Source organism: Bradyrhizobium sp. STM 3809, assembly GCF_000239795.1.
Taxonomy (GTDB): Bacteria; Pseudomonadota; Alphaproteobacteria; order Rhizobiales; family Xanthobacteraceae; genus Bradyrhizobium.
Genome location: NZ_CAFJ01000375.1, coordinates 1 through 16,400 on the forward strand (window position 1 = coordinate 1; position 16,400 = coordinate 16,400).

The 16,400-nt window shown below is 67.2% G+C and carries 18 protein-coding genes; 5 read left to right on the plus strand and 13 right to left on the minus strand.

The window, feature by feature from the left end:
• Positions 1-94: 94 nt before the first annotated feature.
• Positions 95-736: a glutathione S-transferase family protein gene (locus BRAS3809_RS19250; RefSeq protein WP_008963737.1), complete on the minus strand. Its 642-nt coding sequence runs from the start codon at positions 734-736 to the stop codon at positions 95-97.
• A 192-nt stretch (positions 737-928) separates the two neighbouring features.
• On the opposite strand from BRAS3809_RS19250, the gene BRAS3809_RS19255 reads away from it, so the two are divergent.
• Positions 929-1,378, plus strand: a complete 450-nt coding sequence (locus tag BRAS3809_RS19255) for a Rieske (2Fe-2S) protein (RefSeq protein ID WP_008963738.1) — start codon at positions 929-931, stop codon at positions 1,376-1,378.
• 202 nt (positions 1,379-1,580) lie between these two features.
• Here the strand turns inward: BRAS3809_RS19255 and BRAS3809_RS19260 are convergent, their stop codons facing one another.
• From BRAS3809_RS19260 to BRAS3809_RS19290, 7 genes are all read right to left on the minus strand, one after another.
• Positions 1,581-1,820, minus strand: coding sequence for a hypothetical protein (locus BRAS3809_RS19260; RefSeq protein ID WP_008963739.1), 240 nt, complete (start codon positions 1,818-1,820; stop codon positions 1,581-1,583).
• Positions 1,821-1,840: 20 nt separating this feature from the next.
• Positions 1,841-2,158: a hypothetical protein gene (locus tag BRAS3809_RS19265; RefSeq protein ID WP_008963740.1), complete on the minus strand. Its 318-nt coding sequence runs from the start codon at positions 2,156-2,158 to the stop codon at positions 1,841-1,843.
• The gene (locus BRAS3809_RS19270) at positions 2,155-2,892 is read right to left on the minus strand and encodes an ankyrin repeat domain-containing protein (protein WP_008963741.1); all 738 of its coding nucleotides are present in this window, start codon (positions 2,890-2,892) and stop codon (positions 2,155-2,157) included. Before BRAS3809_RS19270 ends, BRAS3809_RS19265 begins: the two co-directional genes overlap by 4 nt.
• A 107-nt stretch (positions 2,893-2,999) precedes the next feature.
• Positions 3,000-4,643: a SagB/ThcOx family dehydrogenase gene (locus tag BRAS3809_RS19275; RefSeq protein WP_008963742.1), complete on the minus strand. Its 1,644-nt coding sequence runs from the start codon at positions 4,641-4,643 to the stop codon at positions 3,000-3,002.
• Positions 4,644-4,912: 269 nt separating this feature from the next.
• Positions 4,913-5,116, minus strand: coding sequence for a hypothetical protein (locus BRAS3809_RS19280; protein ID WP_008963743.1), 204 nt, complete (start codon positions 5,114-5,116; stop codon positions 4,913-4,915).
• Between the two features lie 5 nt (positions 5,117-5,121).
• The gene (locus tag BRAS3809_RS19285; RefSeq protein ID WP_008963744.1) at positions 5,122-6,084 is read right to left on the minus strand and encodes a PDR/VanB family oxidoreductase; all 963 of its coding nucleotides are present in this window, start codon (positions 6,082-6,084) and stop codon (positions 5,122-5,124) included.
• Between the two features lie 95 nt (positions 6,085-6,179).
• Positions 6,180-7,928, minus strand: coding sequence for a hypothetical protein (locus tag BRAS3809_RS19290; RefSeq protein WP_008963745.1), 1,749 nt, complete (start codon positions 7,926-7,928; stop codon positions 6,180-6,182).
• Between the two features lie 614 nt (positions 7,929-8,542).
• Here BRAS3809_RS19290 and BRAS3809_RS19295 point away from each other — a divergent pair.
• Complete coding sequence (locus BRAS3809_RS19295; RefSeq protein WP_008963746.1) at positions 8,543-9,706, plus strand: PcfJ domain-containing protein; 1,164 nt, start codon at positions 8,543-8,545, stop codon at positions 9,704-9,706.
• A 39-nt stretch (positions 9,707-9,745) separates the two neighbouring features.
• On the opposite strand, the gene BRAS3809_RS19300 is transcribed toward BRAS3809_RS19295, so the two are convergent.
• Positions 9,746-11,026, minus strand: a complete 1,281-nt coding sequence (locus tag BRAS3809_RS19300; protein WP_008963747.1) for a gallate dioxygenase — start codon at positions 11,024-11,026, stop codon at positions 9,746-9,748.
• Between the two features lie 133 nt (positions 11,027-11,159).
• On the opposite strand from BRAS3809_RS19300, the gene BRAS3809_RS19305 reads away from it, so the two are divergent.
• Positions 11,160-12,065, plus strand: a complete 906-nt coding sequence (locus BRAS3809_RS19305; RefSeq protein WP_008963748.1) for a LysR family transcriptional regulator — start codon at positions 11,160-11,162, stop codon at positions 12,063-12,065.
• 20 nt (positions 12,066-12,085) lie between these two features.
• Here the strand turns inward: BRAS3809_RS19305 and BRAS3809_RS19310 are convergent, their stop codons facing one another.
• Together BRAS3809_RS19310 and BRAS3809_RS19315 are read right to left on the minus strand one after the other, a co-directional pair.
• The gene (locus BRAS3809_RS19310) at positions 12,086-12,379 is read right to left on the minus strand and encodes a hypothetical protein (RefSeq protein ID WP_008963749.1); all 294 of its coding nucleotides are present in this window, start codon (positions 12,377-12,379) and stop codon (positions 12,086-12,088) included.
• Positions 12,380-12,394: 15 nt separating this feature from the next.
• On the minus strand, positions 12,395-13,327 hold the full coding sequence (locus tag BRAS3809_RS19315) for a LysR family transcriptional regulator (protein ID WP_008963750.1): 933 nt from the start codon (positions 13,325-13,327) through the stop codon (positions 12,395-12,397).
• Positions 13,328-13,502: 175 nt separating this feature from the next.
• Between BRAS3809_RS19315 and BRAS3809_RS19320 the strand changes: the two genes are divergently transcribed.
• Positions 13,503-14,063: a cysteine hydrolase family protein gene (locus BRAS3809_RS19320; protein ID WP_008963751.1), complete on the plus strand. Its 561-nt coding sequence runs from the start codon at positions 13,503-13,505 to the stop codon at positions 14,061-14,063.
• A 141-nt stretch (positions 14,064-14,204) separates the two neighbouring features.
• Here BRAS3809_RS19320 and BRAS3809_RS19325 read toward each other — a convergent pair whose 3' ends face one another.
• Entirely contained in the window at positions 14,205-14,519 is a 315-nt protein-coding gene (locus BRAS3809_RS19325; RefSeq protein WP_035656961.1) for a winged helix-turn-helix transcriptional regulator, read from the minus strand.
• Positions 14,520-14,634: 115 nt separating this feature from the next.
• Between BRAS3809_RS19325 and BRAS3809_RS19330 the strand changes: the two genes are divergently transcribed.
• Positions 14,635-15,378 carry a DUF8737 domain-containing protein gene (locus tag BRAS3809_RS19330; RefSeq protein WP_008963753.1) on the plus strand — a complete coding sequence of 248 codons (744 nt, stop codon included), beginning with the start codon at positions 14,635-14,637 and terminating at the stop codon, positions 15,376-15,378.
• 53 nt (positions 15,379-15,431) lie between these two features.
• On the opposite strand, the gene BRAS3809_RS19335 is transcribed toward BRAS3809_RS19330, so the two are convergent.
• On the minus strand, positions 15,432-15,911 hold the full coding sequence (locus BRAS3809_RS19335) for a VOC family protein (RefSeq protein ID WP_008963754.1): 480 nt from the start codon (positions 15,909-15,911) through the stop codon (positions 15,432-15,434).
• Positions 15,912-16,400 lie beyond the last annotated feature (489 nt).

A 16,400-nucleotide genomic window follows, 5' to 3' on the forward strand; every position in this document is an offset into this window, starting at 1 on the left:
ATATTCACAAACAGTCATGTCGGGCAAAGATGGATTCCGGGTTCGCGCTGCGCGCGCCCCGGAATGACGGGAGGTGAGACCTCGGCCTTCTCAGCTACGCGGTCGCCTGTCCCAGCGTCGCCGGATTGTAGCCTTCCTCGCGCAGCACGCGTTGCACCACCGGCCGCTGCAGCATGCGACGATAATGCGCGAGCAGGTTGGCGGGCAGGGCGATGCCGGTCTTGTCGGCCCAGAATTCCACGTAGAACAGGATCGGATCGGCAACGGAGAACTCGCCGCCGAGATAAGGCTGTTCGCCGAGCAGCCGGCTCAGGATCGCAAAGCCTTTCACGACGATGTTGCGGCCGAGCGCGCGCACCGACTCCTGGTCGGCCTCGTTGCGGCTGAAGGTCGGCGTGGCGAAGATGCGGGCGAAGCCGTGGCCGTGCACGGTGCCGGCGATGTAGGTCATCGCTTCGAGCAGCCGCGTCTCGGTTTCGAGGTCGGACGGCCAGAGCCTGGCCCGCGGCCTGGAGCGGCTGAGCCAGTAGGCGATCGCGGGCACCTCGGTCAGCACGCTGCCGTCGGGCCGCACCAGCGCTGGAATCGTCGATTTCGGATTGACCGCCACATAGTCGGGCTTGAAATTGTCGCCGGCCGGCAGGTTGACGATGTAGGCCTCGAACACCTCCTCGAGCTCTTCGAGGATGATGTGGATGCCGGTCGAGCACGATCCCGGCGTCATGTAGAACTTCATCGCGGCCATCATTGTCTCCAAGCCGACATCGCGCAGCTCATCGGCGCGCCCGGCATGCTTCATGCAAAGATCGGGACAGATGGAGAATGACGCGCGGCGGCTCGCCCATCGGGCCGCTGTCGTCAGGTTTGCGACAGGAGACGTCATCACGGCCCCGCTGCTCCCGTCGCCCCGTTCAGGGAGTTGAGCCGCATGACGGAACGCGAGCCGGAAGTCTTCGTGATCTGTCCGACCGGAAGCATCGCCAGCGGCGAGGCGAAGGCGTTCAGCCTGTCGCGCATCGGCGACAATGGCGAGGCGCGGCCGTTTCCGATCGTGATCATCCACACCGCCGCGGGCGGCTTCGTCGGTTACGTCAATACCTGTCCGCATGACGGCAAATGGCTGAACATCGGCAGCGGCCAGTTCTTCAACGCCGAGCACAACTTGCTCCGCTGCGGCCGTCACGGCGCGACCTTCGAGATCGACACCGGGCTCTGTACGTCGGGCGCCTGCGAGGGCCGCAGCCTGGAGCCGATCGCGCTCGCCGTGATCGACGGCGAGGTCTGCCTGTGCGGCGTCGCGCTGGTGGAGGATGTCAGCTTCCCCGATCCGTTCGACGATCTCGACGAGACGATGGAGATCATGATCCATCCGGATTGAACGCGAGCCAATCGGTTCTTGCGCCGTGTGCCTGCTTCTCAACAAGCTGCTCTGATCAAAGAGGCTATGTAAGTTGATGAGGGTAAGCTATTGAGGCCCGGACGGTCTGCTCCCTCTCCCCGTAAGAACGGGGAGAGGGAGCAGACCCGCTATGCCGCAGCAACAGCGCACGCTTCGTCCCAAGTCCAGCAGACTGTTCGTGTCAGAACCCGTCTGCCTTCTTCCCCCAGGGATGGCTTCCCGGCACCAGCTGGGCCTTGATGCCGGCCTTCTCGACATCGGCCGTGGTCCTGAAGAATGTCGCCTCGTGCACCAGCGTGCCGCTCTTGGTGGTCACCGCGACATAGCGCGCCACGGTGTCGATGTCGCAGAGATAGCCGCCGCCGGGATCGGCGGCGCTGCGCAGATTGCCGTCCCAGTCCACGAAGAAGCCGTCGCTCATGTTGCTCTCCACTTCGATGGTCATTCCGTCTCGGGCTGCTCGGCGACCAGCTCTGCATAAGCCCGCTCGACGATCACCCGGCATTGCCGCAGCCGCTGGAGCTCGGCCCTGCCGATGCTGACGGTCTCGCGATCGTCCCCGGCCGTCGCCGTCGCCGCCTGCAGCGCCTCGAACAGCGCCTTCTCCAGCTGATCAATCCGCTCGCTGGCGCGCTCCAGATAGGGGATCGGATTGGCGCGGACATTGGCTTCGTGCAGCGCGTCGAGGCTGAGCAGGGTGCGAAACTTGCGCTCGACCTGGCGCTGCTGCAGGCCGAAATCGTGCTCGATCACCGTCATGGCCGGACCTCGGGGGCAGACCGGGCTGCAGCTTTCGCCGCCTGACGCAGCAGCGTCAGGCATTCGAGCGAGGCGGCCATGTCGAGCGCGGAGAAGCCGTCCAAGGTCTCGCTCTTGATATCGGCGCCCTTGGCGAGGAGATGCGCAACCACCTCGGCCTTGCCGGAAGACGACGCATACATCAGCGACGTCGCACCATTGTCGTTGCGATTGTCGACATCGATGCCGGCCTCCACCAGCGCGTCGATCGCGTCGAGGTGCCGGCCCACGCAAGCGAGCCACAGCGCGTTGTTGCCATCGGCGTTGCGCGCCGCGATGCCGGCTCCGGCGGCCAGCAGTTCGCGGATCACGGCGACGTTGCCGAGATGCGCGGCCCGCATCAGCGGCGTGGTCCGGTTGGCAATGGCGGCATCGACGTCGTCAGGCGGAAAGCCTTGGGCGGCGAGCCACGCCGCCAGCGTCGGACCGATCCTTGCCGCGCCGCTGCGCGCCGGAAAGTGCAATCGCCACGCCTCGTAGCCGCCATCGAGACTATACACCTCCGCGAAGCCGAAATCCGAGAAGGTCCGGGCATATTCCTGGCTGGCATGGCCGTGATAGCAGTAGATGAGGATCGGCGTCCGCCTGGTGGTGCCGGCGATCAGCTCGGAGACGTTGCGCTGGGTGAGATGTTGTGCGCCGGCAAGATGCCCGGCGTTGAACGACGCCTGGTCGCGGACATCGAAGCGCAGCACGTCGTCGCGCTGCAACAGCTCGGCGGCCTGGCCGATATCGATACGCTGGAACGGAATGCGCGGTCTCATGGCGATCCTTTCATGGCGATCTAATCATGTCGATCTGTTCATGGCACGAGCCCCGCTTCATCGCGTGTGCGGCCCGGATAGGCGGGAAGCGTCGTGATGCGGTCATCGGTCAGCGGACGGCCGACGGTGAAGTGATAGAGCGTCTGCAGCCGGTCGCCGGCGACGCCCAGCATCTCGTGCACGGAGTCGTCGAAATAGCAGCCGATGCCGGTGCCGCGCAGGCCGGCCGCCTCGGCTTCGAGATACAGCACCTGGCCGATCAGGCCGGCCTCCCAATGCAGCTGCCGATAGCGCCAGGGTTCGTCGCGGACGAGCGGCCCGAACTCGGCCAGCATCGCGACCGCGAAGCAGCCGTCGCCGGCGATCGCCTGGTGGCAGCTCGCGGTGCGGATGACGCCGCGGCTGTCGGTCGGCAGGAGATGGAACAGCGGCAGATGCGCCGGTGCGCTCGCCACGCGTTGCCAGTCGAAGTCCGGACGCAGTGCGCGCCGCAGGCTGCTCTGCGCCTCGCTGCCGCGGGGTAGCGCGTAGAGCCCGGGGGTGAGGCCGTCGACGCGATGCACGAACAGCAGCGGATGCAGGTGCGCCGGGAACGGCCAGGCGTTCCATGGCGGTGCGGCGCGCGGCAGCAGCGCATCGAGCAGATGATGGAACGTATCGGCGCTCATCGTGAACCTGGCGTCGAAGCGCTGGGCGCTGCGGCGGCCGAGAATGAGCTCGGCTGCGCGTGAGGCGGATTGCGGGGTGCGCGCCGGGCAGGGAAGGGAAGTGGTCACGGCGTCGCGCGCCGTCCCGGTCGTGGCTGCGCTCACCTCGGCGATCACGGGCCAGCGGTACAACGGATGACGATCGAGGCGGTTCGCCGCGCCTTCCCAGATGTCGGCGCTCGTGGAGGGCGGCGGCAGGCCGGGACGGACCGGCTGATCCTGGAGACGCGGTGTGATGGCGACCAGGACGTCGGCATCCTCGGCCTCGACGCCGGCAAAATCATCAGCGCGATCGACGCCCATGAGGGCGGCGAGCGCCGTGCTGTCGAGGCCGTCGATCGCCCGCGCGCTCCAGCCGAGCGCAGCGGCCGCGTAGCTGATCGCGCCGAGCGCGTGGCCGAGATCGAGCTGGCAATAGCGGAACGCGCGCTCGCCATATTTCCAGGCCTCGCGCCAATGGATCGAGGACAGGCCGAGCCACAGCCGCGGCTCGCCCGCAGATTCCGTCCGACGCCGGCAGCGAAACTCCAGCACGTGGTCGCGGCTGACATAATGGTGCAGGCCGTCGCCGAGACCGGGAACGTTGTCGGCGATCACATAGGCCTCGGTCGGATGCAGATTGCCGCTCGAGGGATTGCAGCGGAGCGCCCAGCGGTCGGGTCCGTACTCCTTCCACGCCGAAAGCCCGAACGACAATTCCAGCAGCAGCGCGACGCCGTCGATGGTGAGCGGTTGAACCTCTGCGACACCCTGGCACGCCTCGGCAAAGCTCGCGGCGAGACGATCCGATCTCAGCGGCAGTTCGGTGCGCGCGCAGCCGGCGAATTCCCGGAACGGATTCGGCTGTGCATCCCAGTCCAGCGTCTCCGGCCCGGCCGCATAGCGCTTCAGGCCGTGCTTGGTGCGCGCGTGATAGGCGAGCGCGATGTCGGCGGCGGTCGGCATGGCCGCCGCGCTGGGCGGTGACACGGACATGGCTCCTCACGAGGCGCGCGCTTGGAGCGCGCGCGTGTTGGACGGTCGCTTGGCGACCGCGTCATGCTGAGCAAAATCCGTTCCGGCCGGACCACCGGGTCTCTCCCCGTCATTCCCGGATGCGCCTCTTTGGGCGCAGGCCCAGAATCCATGACCATTGCTGGCGGATCGGGATTCCGGGCTCGACGCTGGCGCGTCCCCCAGGAATGACGGCTGAGAGAGCCTGTCCGATTCCGGACAGCGCGATCTGCGCTGTGCGTTTCTCGACATCAGTGCCGGTGCGCGTGGCGCGATGCGCCGGCCTCGATCAGCACCGCGACCTTGGCCGCGATCGAGCGCCACGCCTGATGCGCGTCCATCTTCTGGCCGAGCTTGAAGCTGTCGGCCATGCGGGCGGCGAAGGCGGGGCCATCGCGGCCGTGCTGCTCGGCGATGATCCACGCCGTCTGCCACAGGTCCGTCTCGGTCGCCACTTCTGCTACAGGTCCAGCACCAGGCGCTCGCCCTTGGCGCGCGACACGCAGGGCAGGAAATAGCCTTCCGCGCGTTGCGCGGCGGACAGGCGCTTGTCGCGGTGATCGATCTCGCCCTCGACGACCCTGGTCTTGCAGGTGCCGCACATGCCCTGCTCGCAGGAGGTCGCGATCTTGACGCCGTTCTCTTCGAGAAACGCGGTGACCGTCTTGTCTCCCGGGATCTTGAACGTCGCGCCGGTGCTCTTGATCGTGACGTCGAACACCTTGTCGAGCAGGGCTGCCGCGGCCTTCGCGGTGAAACGCTCGACATGGATGCGCTCCTCGGCAAAGCCCTTCTGCTTGGCCGTCGCGATGATCGGATCCATCCACCAGTCGACGCCGCAGATGAACAGCTGGGTGTCGTCAGGACGGTCGGCCAGCAGCTCGGCCGCCTTCAGCAGCTGATTGTCCTCGGTCGCTTCCTTGTAGTAGCTCGTGTTCCCCGCAAAGGACGAGGCCTCGATGGTGCCGCGGAACGAATCCGGCGACATCAGCGCGAATACGTAGTGCAGCTCGAACGGGATGTTCTTCGCCTTGAGCGTGTCGGCGATCGACAGGATCGGTGTCACGCCGATGCCGCGGGCGATGAGCAGCGCACGCTTGGTCTCCTTGGGAATCTTGAAGCGGTTGCGCGGGCGGCTGACCTGGAGCCGGTCGCCCTCGTTGATGTCGAGATGCAAGGCCTTGGAGCCGCCGCGGCTGTTGGCATCCTTCCACACGCCGATGCAGTAGCGGTTGCGCTCGGCGGCGCTGTTCAGCAGCGAATATTGCCGCGTCAGGCCGTTGGGCAAGGTGACGTCGATATGGCTGCCCGGCGTGAACCCCGGCAGCGGCTGGTCGTCCGCCGGGACCAGCTCGAACGAGGCCATGTTGTGCGCCTCGATGGCCTTTCTGGCCACGACAACGGTGTGCAGATTGTCGGACATCTGACATCTCCATCTTGCGAACCGGCTGACCAGGAGCCGATGCAAGGGAAAGGCCAGACGGCCGGCGTGTCCTCACTGCCGGCCGCCCGCGCGTGTCAGCCCCAGATGTGCTGCATGGCGTGGTGGTGATGCTCGACTGCCGGGGATGAATGCGAGGTCGAGGTGTGCGACGCGCCGGAGCTGTGCGTCGCCGCGGTCGTGTCGTGATGGTGATGCGAACCCTGCGTCGTGGTGTTGGTCGTGGTCTTGGTCGTGGCCGCCGTCGTGTTGTCCGTCGTGCTCGTGCCGGTGGTCTTGGTCGTGCCGCCGCTCGAGGCCGTCGTTCCCGATGTCGCAGCGGCCGCCGTCGCCGTTCCACCGGTGCCGTTGGCGATGTTCGGATGGGCCGTGACCTTCGTCGTCCCCTGCGCGAGCCCGGCGACGGATGTCGCCTTGGAGACCGTCGTCGCCGAGCCGACATAGCTCGCGCCGCCGACCGCGATGTTGTTGCCGCTGACGTCGTTGGCGTCGGCGACGAAGCCAGCGCCGGCCGCGGTGAGCATCGCGAGGTCCGACGTCCGCGCCGCGCCGGTGTCGCCGTTCAGGAGGCCCTGCAGCGCCTTGATCGCGGTTGCGGAGTCCGCCTGCAGGGTGCCGTTGTTGAGCTCGTTGTCGAACCGGCCCTGGAACACCGCGCCCTGGGCGGCGTCGAAGCTGGCACCGAACTTGTTGTAGTTCTCGATCTGGGTGATCAGCGCCTGGCTCGCGGTGCCGGTGCCGTTCACGATCGCCGCCAGCTGCGCATTGATCGTGTTGGCCTCGGCGACGAAGGTCGCCCAGAAATTCGTCTGCGCCTGGTTGTCCTGGAAGCGGGTGACGGTGCCGGTCAGGCCGCCCGGATCCTCGGCGAAGCCGCCGCTGTGTCCGGGATTGCCGTTGCCGCCGGCCGCGGTGTTCAGCGCGGCGTCGTTCTGCACGATGTCGATGATGTCGAGCAGGTTGTCGGCAGTGCCGCGCAGCGCGGTGGTATTGCCGGTCGCCGCGGCGGCGTCGTATTTCGCGAGCTGCAGATTGACCTGGTTGAGCACGGTCTGAAGATGCAGCGTCGTGGCCGCCGCGGCATTGGCGGTCTCCCCGGCCTCGATCTGCGCCAGCATGGTCGCGTTGTTGAGGATCGCGGTGAGGCCCGACTGCACCGCCGTGAAGTCGGCCGTGACCTCCGCGAGATTGGCCGCGTTGATGCCGCCGGAGATGACGTTCACCGCTGCATTGAAGACCTCGCCGACCACCTTCAGGCTCGTTCCCGCGGTCGCGGCCGTCAGCGTCGTCGGATCGTCGGCGCCCGCGGGGAGGTTCTGGAAGGCGACGTCGGTGGCGCCGGTGTTGGCGGTGAAGGTGACGTTGTTCAGCGCCGCCGAGAGATGCGCGTCATTGTTGATCTCCGACAGGATCTCCGTCTGCAGCATGTGAACCGTCTGCGACGCCGCCGACATCGTCGTCGCATTCGTGGTCTGCGCCGCGGCGGTCAGCAGCGTGCCGAGCTGCGTCTGGACATTGGTCAACACGGCGACGTCGGTGGAGTTCAATGTGAACGTCTGGCCGCCGATCGTGACGTCGTTCGGGTTGGCGAGGATCGCCGCGATGTCGTTCTGAACCGCGTGGATGTCGGTCGTATAGCTGGACAGGAACGTGTTCGAATTGCCGCTGCCCTGGCTGCCGGAGTAAAGCCCGAGCGAGATGCGGACGGCGTCGTTGAAGACCGCGCCGGCCTGGACCAGGTCGGTCGAGAGGTTGAGCGCGCTCGTGCGCGTCAGCAGGTTGGACGTGCCGTTTGCGAGCGCCGTCGCGTTGAAATTGGTTGCCATTCGATCGTCTCCTCTGGCCGACAAGGCGGTCGCCACATACGCTGCCGAGCAGGCAAGCATCGCCGGCCGCCCCGCCTCGCTGAGTTCGCGGGACGTCGTGATCCGCGCCGTCCCGACATCGGCAAGCGTGTAGTTGCGCTTTCGGGCCGCGGGCGGTTGTGAAATCGTCGCTGCGGGGACATTGGGGCATGGTTCTGGTCTGTTCGTTTCTGGCGGGCGCGTAGAAATGAAAGTTGGCTGGGGAACGCTGCGGCGTTCTGTCGCATGCGTGAGCCAGCGTGGTTCTCACGCAGACATTCGTCCCGCCGTCGTGAAGATCATTCGCCTGTCATGCGGGACTAATTAGTCCGAGCGGTGTCCGCTCAGTGATCGCGCGGGCGGACTCGTCTCGTCTTCGGCGCAGCGATGCGACGCAGGCGATCCTGCGCTACGTATGGACGTCGAAAGCGGCTTGCGTTCGTCGCCGTGAGGATGTATGAGCGTCCCCCGTTTCAACTCCAGATGCGTTCAACCCGAGAGGCCATCAGCCATGTCATGTCCACTGTGCGCGACACGATCCGTGCCGACGCCCGCAGTGCGTCCGGCTGACAGTTCCTCCATCATGTTGAACGACCATGGCAAAGTCATCGATCGCGCGCCGGCAGGAGGCCGAGCGCGCACGGGTTGAAGCCTATGAGCTGACGCTGCGCCGGGTGTCGCGGCAGACGCGTCCGCCTCCGGACCTGCACAATGCGATCCGCGAGGCGGTGCGCGGCTTCGAAGCCGATGCCATCCGTGAGCCCGAGAGCTGGAAGCCGCAGATAAAGACGCGCGACGCCGCGCGGCTGCGGCTGGCGGCTGCGCGGCATCTGTTCGCACGCTATCCGGTGGCGTCGCATCTGGAGCAGATCTGGATCGACCAATCCGGGCTCGGCCACGACGAGATCGTGCGCCGCAAGCGCTGGTACGTCGTGGCCGCCGGTGGCGGCTCGCTGTACAAGGCGGGCGCGTCGGCCTTGCTGTCGCGCAAGGAGGTGCACGCCTTCCTCAATCCGCTCGGGCCGGTCGGCTTCGACGAGGCGATCTGGCAGGCGATCGCGCGGTCCTACACGGACGATCACGCGGTGATGTCGCGGATCGCGCGGTCCAGGATCGCCCGTGCGCCGCGCAGCGAGCACGCATTCTGGCGCGAGGTGGCGCAGTTCTTCTGCGCGCAGCCGACCACGGCCGAGGAGATCGACGATCTCTGCGACTACATCGCCGATCGTCGCCGGCGCGAGCGGGCGTTCAGCCTCAAGGGCCGCACGCTCGCGGCGTTGCGCCGGCTGATGGCGGAATGGCATCGCGATCTCGCCGTGATCGCCCGCATCGAGGCGGCGCGCCGTCGCGCCGAGATGGCGCGTCAGCGCACGGCGACGGAGGCAGCCGAGCTGGCGGCGCATTGGCCCGGCGCACGGCTCACGGACTGGACGTGGAGCCGGTCCGCCGGGCCGTTCGCCAAGCGTGACGAATATCTGATCACGCAGCTGCGGACCGCCGAGGATCTGGTCGCCGAGTCCCGGGCGATGCGCCATTGCGTGGCGAGCTACGCGACGCGGTGCATCGCCGGCCATGCGTCGATCTGGTCGTTGCGGCATCGCCATGGTGGCGCGACGCAGCGGCTGCTGACGATCGAGCTGGATCGGCAGCATCGCGCGGTGCAGGTGCGCGGCTTCGCCAACCGTGTCGCTCACGCCGATGAGCGCAGGATCCTGGAGCGCTGGGCCAAGGCGCGCGCGATCAGCCTGCTGGAGACATGACCTGCGTCGCCCCGCGCGGCGCAGGTCATGCGCGCGGGGTCAATGCGCGTCGATCGCCTCCGCCTTGGCGCCGCCGGCGACGGAGTAGCGCATCGGCACCTTGCGGGTCTTGAGGAAGGCCTCCAGCGTCTCGCCGCGGAATGCCGCATAGACTTCCGGGTTGGAGACGCCGATCACGGCGGCCATCTTCTCCAGCACGAAGAAGCTGACGCCGCGCCGGATCATCTCGATCCAGCGCCGGTTCCTGATCAGGTCGCACTCCTCGTCGGTGAGCCCGTAGGCGTCGGCCAGCGCGTCGAAATCCTCAAGGAATTGCTTGCGATGCGCCGGGACGACGAGCTGGTGCAGGAAGTCGTTGATGCGGAAATTGGCCTGGCTGCGGTCCTGGGTGAACGGATAGGTGCCGGCCAGCGTCTCGGCGCCCGCGAGCTCGTGGCCGATATGGGCGCGATAGGCCGCAACGTCCTGCGCGTCCGGCGCCGCGCCGAGATCCTCGAACACCAGCGTCGCGATGTTGGTCACCGAGGGCGCATAGGTCTGCCGGTGCACCAGCCGCACCCGGTCCGACAATGCGCCGCGCATGATCAGCCACATGATCACCTCGGCGCCCTCCATCCCACCCTTGCGCGCGTAGTCGGCGATCCGCATGGCGGTCAGCTGCTCCGGGTCGTTTTCCAGGAGGTCGAGAAACTCGTTGTCCCAGTCCTCGTTCAGGAAGCCGGCGCGCTCGCCATGGACCTGGTGCGACAGCCCGCCGGTCGCGAAGATCGCGACCTTCAGATCCTCCGGATAGCTCTCGATCGCCTTGCGCAAGGTCTTGCCGAGCCTCCACATCCGCTTGGCCTTCGGGATCGGCAGCTGCAGCACGCCGACCTGCAGCGGCACGACGCTGCCGGGCCAGGGGCCGGCCGCATCGCCCATCATCGACAGCGGCGACAACATGCCGTGATCGACCGGCTTGCCCTGGAAGAACGACATGTCGAACTCGTCCGCCACCATCGCCATCGCGATGTGCTGCGACAGGCCGAGATGTCCTTTGGCCGGCGGGACGTCGCGCGGCCCGCCGCCCTCGTCGGCGGCGACATAGTGGTCGTCGATGCCGAGCGCGAAGGCGGAGTAGTGGTCGAAGAAGAACGAGGTGACGTGATCGTTATAGATCATGAACAGGACGTCGATGTCCTTGCGCGTCACCCAGTCGCGCACGGCGGCGAAGCCATCGAAGATCGGCTTCCAGGCCGGATCGTTCTGCTTGTTCGTGTCCAGCGCGAAGCCGATGGTAGGCGAGTGCGACGCACCGATGCCGCCAATGATCCGGGCCATGTGTCCTCCGCGTGCTGCGCGGCTCCTGGCTCTCATGTGTAGCCGCACGGGCCGGACTCTTACGAAGTTCCGCTGGCGAGACAATAATGCTAGTGTGTACGGATCGTTTCCACCTATGGACGAGCGGCGCACGATGAAGTGGCGGATCGAAGATATCCCGGTGTTCCATGCGGTCGTGGCGGATGGCGGCATGACCGGTGCCGCGCGCACGCTCGGCATGCCGAAATCATCGGTCAGCAAGTCGGTCGCCCGGCTGGAGCAGGACCTCGGCATCCGCCTGTTCGACCGCAATTCGCGCCGCGTCCGCGTCACCCGCGAGGGCGAGTTGTTCTACCAGCAGTGCCAGAAGATCATCGACCAGGTGGCGGAGGCGGACGCGGTCATGACCGGGCTTTCCGGCGTGCCGAGCGGCCGGCTGTCGGTGGCGCTGCCGCCGGCGTTCTGCGAGGAGATCCTGGCCCCGAAGCTCGCCGAATTCCATCGCCGTTTTCCCCGCATCGAGCTCGACCTCGAGGCCACCACCCGCTCGATCGACATCCTGGCGGATCGCTTCGACATCGCGGTCGTCGTCGGCGTGCAGGAGGATTCCGAGCTGGCGCAGAAGATCCTGATTGGCGGGCGGCTGATCTGGGTGACGAGCCCGGCCTATCTCGCCGCGCACGACATCGGCGACGATCTGCGCGCGCTGGAAGGCCATCTGCGCATTTGCGAGCGCCGCTACGGCGATCGCACCTTGATGATCAAGCAGCACGGCCATCTCGTCCGCTTCGATGTCGGTCCGCACGTCACGCGCATCAACAACCCGGTGGCGGTGCGCCGCGCGGTCGCCCACGGCGCCGGCCTGTCGTTCCTGCCGGAACATTATTGCGTGGAACTGCTCGGCGAGGGTCGTCTGGTCGAGATCGGCAAGGACGTCGTGTTCGATACCCGCGCCGCGCAGCTCACCGCGATCTTCCCGAGCCGCAAGCTGATCTCCTCGCGCGCCCGCGCCTTCCTCGATTTTCTCGAGGAGATCTGCGCCGAGCCCGCCCGCGGCTGAGCGGGCGCGATCGCGGCGGCTCACGGCGTCGCGAACATCCGCGCCCAGTTGCTGAACGGCCGCAGCGCGGTCAGCTGACACGTGAAGGATCCGCCCCGGACCAGGGGCAGGCGGTCCAGCGCCGCCTCGGCTGCGGGGATGTCGGCAGTCTCGAGGACGAAGACGATCTGCGCGGGGTCGTCGGTCTGGTAGGCTTCGCGAATGATGCCCCCGAGATAGAGCGCCCATGACTCCCGCAGCTCCTCGCTCAGCCGGTGCGCGACCTCGGCGCGGTCGGCGGTGGGCGACAGCGTGACGGTGCAGAGGATCTTCATGACGTCGTCTCCTCGTCAGGCGGCATCCATGCGTCGGCAAATGGCCGTGATCTGACTGCGCAGCCAGGTGGCGCCGGGCTCATCGGCCGTGCGCGCGTTCCAGATCATCGTCACGTCGAAGGCGGGTGCCGGGAACGGCAGCGGACAGGTCGACAGACCGAGCTTGCCGCAGAAGGCGCGCGCCATCCGCGACGGCAGCGCCGCCATCAGGCGCTTGTTGCGAAGCAGGAAGGGGATCGCCAGGAAATTCGGCGTCGACACCGCCACCTCGCGCCGGTCGCCGCTGGCCCTGAGCACGTCGTCGAGCGGACCGGAATGATCGCCACGCACCGACATGATGACGTGCGGCAGCGCCAGCCATTGCGCGCGGCTGACGCGCTTGCCGAGCCGGCACGCCTTGGCGTCGAACACGCATTCGTAGCGCTCCCGATACAGCAGCTCCTGATGCGGTCCGGTCTTGATCTGCGGGAACGCGCCGACGGCAAGGTCGATCTCGCCGCGCGCGAGGCTGCGGCCCACGATGTCGCAATCGGTCGTGGTCAGGATCAGCTTGCAGCCCGGCGCCTGGGCCTGCAGCACCGCAAGCAGCGGATCGGCGATCACCGCCTGCACATAGTCCATCGCTCCGATCCGGAAGATGCGGCGCTCCGCCCGCGGCTCGAACGAGGCGCGGGCGAACAGCGTCGTCTCGATGCTGGTCAGGATCGCCCGGATCGGCTCGGCGAGCGCCAGCGCGTGCGGCGTCGGCATCATGCCGGCGGGCGTGCGGACGAACAGCGGATCATCGAGCAGCTCGCGCAGCCGCTTGAGCGCGTGGCTCGCCGACGGCTGTCCGATTCGCAGCCGCTGCGCCATGAGCGAGACCGAGCGCGTCTGCATCAGCGCCTCGAAGGCGACCAGCAGATTGAGGTCCACGTCGCGAAGATCGGCCCGGTCGATATTTGCCATCGATACGATCGATTTGATGAGTGAGCCAAATCATCCTAATCAATGGGCATCGCGATGGCCAGCCATCTGCGTCACGGGCGGAGATGTCGTGACCTCGCGCAACCTATCCTGCGACATCGATTTGCGCCGTACCAATCTCCGGGCCAGCGGCGCCAGCCGACGAGGGACTTTTCGCATGATCATTCCGACCCGAGACAACGCCGCCATCCTGTTCCTCGACCTGCAGGCGGAGATCGTGAAAAACAGCCGCACGCGCGGCGTGCCGGAGCTCGCGCGCGCCGCCACCGCGCTTGCCAGGCTCGCCGGTCTTCACCGGCTGCCGGCCTTTCTCTCCGCCGTGCCGCCCGGCGGGCCGTTCCTCGCCGAGGTGACGGCGGAGCTGCCGGGCCATGAGCTGCGGATGCGGACCGAGACCAGCGCGTTCGCCGATCACGGGCTGGTCGGGGCTTTGCAAGCTTCCGGGCGGACGGCGTTGATCCTGGCCGGCGTCGCCAGCGAGATCGTCGTGCAGCGCACGGCGCTCGACGCGCTGGCGGCGGGCTATGCCGTGTTCGTTGCCGTCGATGCCTGCGGCGGTGTCGATCCGCGCACGGAGGACGCGGCCTGGCGGCGCATCGTGGCGGCCGGAGGTACCACGACGTCCGCCGTCACCTTCGCCGCGGAGCTGGCCGGTGACTTCACCACCGAAACCGGCGGCGCCACGCTCGGCATCATGTACGGCCTGCTCGCGGCGTGAGGACCGCGCCAGCAAGCCCGGGCAGCCTCGCATCGGTTCGTGCCGGCTGACCCAGGCATTGCGGCGTTGACGCGGATGACTGTTGCGCGGAAGCTGTTCCTGCACCTGCGCTGCCTGCGGCCGTAACGGCGGCGGGACGGCTCAGCCGTATTTCTGGCCCCAGTCGCGCATCGCCTTGAGCAGCGGCGCGAGCGCCTGGCCCTTGGCGGTGAGCACGTATTCGGCGCGCGGCGGATGCTGCTCGTAGATGCGGCGCTCCACGATGCCCTCGCCCTCCAGCGCCTTCAGCCGGTCCGACAGCGTGTTCGGCGGAATGCCCTCGAGCGACAGCAGCAGCTCCTGATAGCGGCACACCTTCTTCAGCAGGAGGTCGCGCAGGATCAGGGCGGTCCATTTCGTGCCGATGAAGCTGGCGGTGCGGGCCACCGGACAGTTGAAGACGTTGCGCTCGGTCATCTCGGATCCATACACGCCGCCGCCGCTCGGCAGCAAGTCAATTGTTTTATTGTAGTGACTATGATAAATGTAGTCATTGCCCCCGGAAGGGCCGGAACCAGAGCAGGAGGTTGCAGTGCTGGATGTCGCGCGCGTGGCACAGGACGGTGCCGTGATGGTCGGACTTCTCGTCGTGCTGGGGCTGGCACTGCGGCGCGCGGAGCTGGCGCCGCCCAAACGGGGCTGGATCTGGGCGGGGACGGCCGTGGTGCTGCTCGCCTGGTACGTCGTGATCAGCTCTCTCGCCCTGCAGGACACGTTCAAGGCGTCGCTGGCGGTCAGGGTGCCGGCCATTCCGTTCGCCGTGCTCGGCCCGTTGCTGATCGCCTTCGTTCTTCTCAGCCGCTCGGCCGTCGCGCGCGCCCTGGTCGACGCGACGCCGCTGTGGTGGCTTGTCGCGATCCAGATTTATCGCGTGGTCGGCGTGGAATTCCTGCTGTTGTGGGCGCAAGGCGGGCTGCCGGCCGTGTTCGCCGTTCCGGCAGGGCTCGGCGACATCGCCACCGGCCTGCTGACGATTCCGGTCGCCTGGTGGGCCCGGCGTGATCCGCAGAAGGCGCGACCGGCGGCACTCGCCTGGAACGCCATCGGCATCCTCGACTTCTTCAGCGCGATGGCCACTGGTTTCCTGAGTTCGCCCGGCAAGCTCCAGGTGCTCGCACTCGACCAGCCGAACCTGCTGGCCTCGGTCTATCCACTGGTCATGATCCCGACCTTCCTGGTGCCGCTCTCATTCATCCTGCATGGCATCTGCCTGTGGAAGATCGCCCGTTTGTCCGAGCGCCGCCGTACCGCGCAGGTGCTTGCCGCGAGCGCTTGATCGCAGGACCGCCCGCAGCAAGCTCCAGCCGCCTCGCGAGGCCGCGTCACGCCTCATCCGCGCCGGGCGGCCTCGATCGCGGCGATGTCGATCTTGTGCATCGTCATCATGGCGGCGAACACGCGCCTCGCCACCTCGCCGCCTTCGGCCATCGCATCGGTCAGCGCGCGCGGCGTGATCTGCCAGGACAGTCCCCATTTGTCCTTGCACCAGCCGCAGGCGCTCTCCTTGCCGCCATTGCCGACGATGGCGTTCCAGTAGCGGTCGGTCTCGTCCTGGTCGTCGGTCGCGATCTGGAACGAGAAGGCTTCGTTGTGCGTGAACGCCGGCCCGCCATTGAGGCCGAGGCAGGGAATGCCGCACACCGTGAACTCCACCGTCAGCACGTCGCCGGCCTTGCCGGAGGGATAGTCGCCCGGCGCGCGGTGCACGGAAGTCACGCGGCTGTCCGGAAACGTCGCGGCATAGAATCGCGCGGCGGCCTCGGCGTCCTTGTCGAACCACAGGCAGATCGTGTTTTTGGGCTTTGCCATCCCTGGGCTTCCTTCCGTTTGCGAATGCAGGCCGTCCTTTGATCTGCGGATCAACGGCCGTTTGACGACGATCGCGCCGGCTCGTTTTGCACCGGCTGACCCAAGGACGGCGCCGGCCGCCGCGATCCGACATGATGATCCCTGGTCCAGCCGATTTTTTCGTGGGTGACGGCGCGTGGTGCCAATTCCGCAGCCCGACCGGACAGGACCGTGCATTTCGAGCTCCGCCCCGCAGCGCTCGGCAGCGCGATGGCGGACGCCGCACGGCTTGAGCAATATGACGGGATTGCCGACACGGAACGGTCGCGCTACGAGCCGTGGATCCGAAGAAGTTCGATCCCGATGCCTTGGGCGGTCGGGGCCAGCGTGGGAAGTAGGCGTCGACATGTTGCAGATCGTGGGCCGCGTTCGCGCGGCGCTTGCCGGACTCGCCGCGACGATGCTGGCGGCATCGCTCTCGCCTTCGGCGCAGGCGCAATCGGCGCCGCG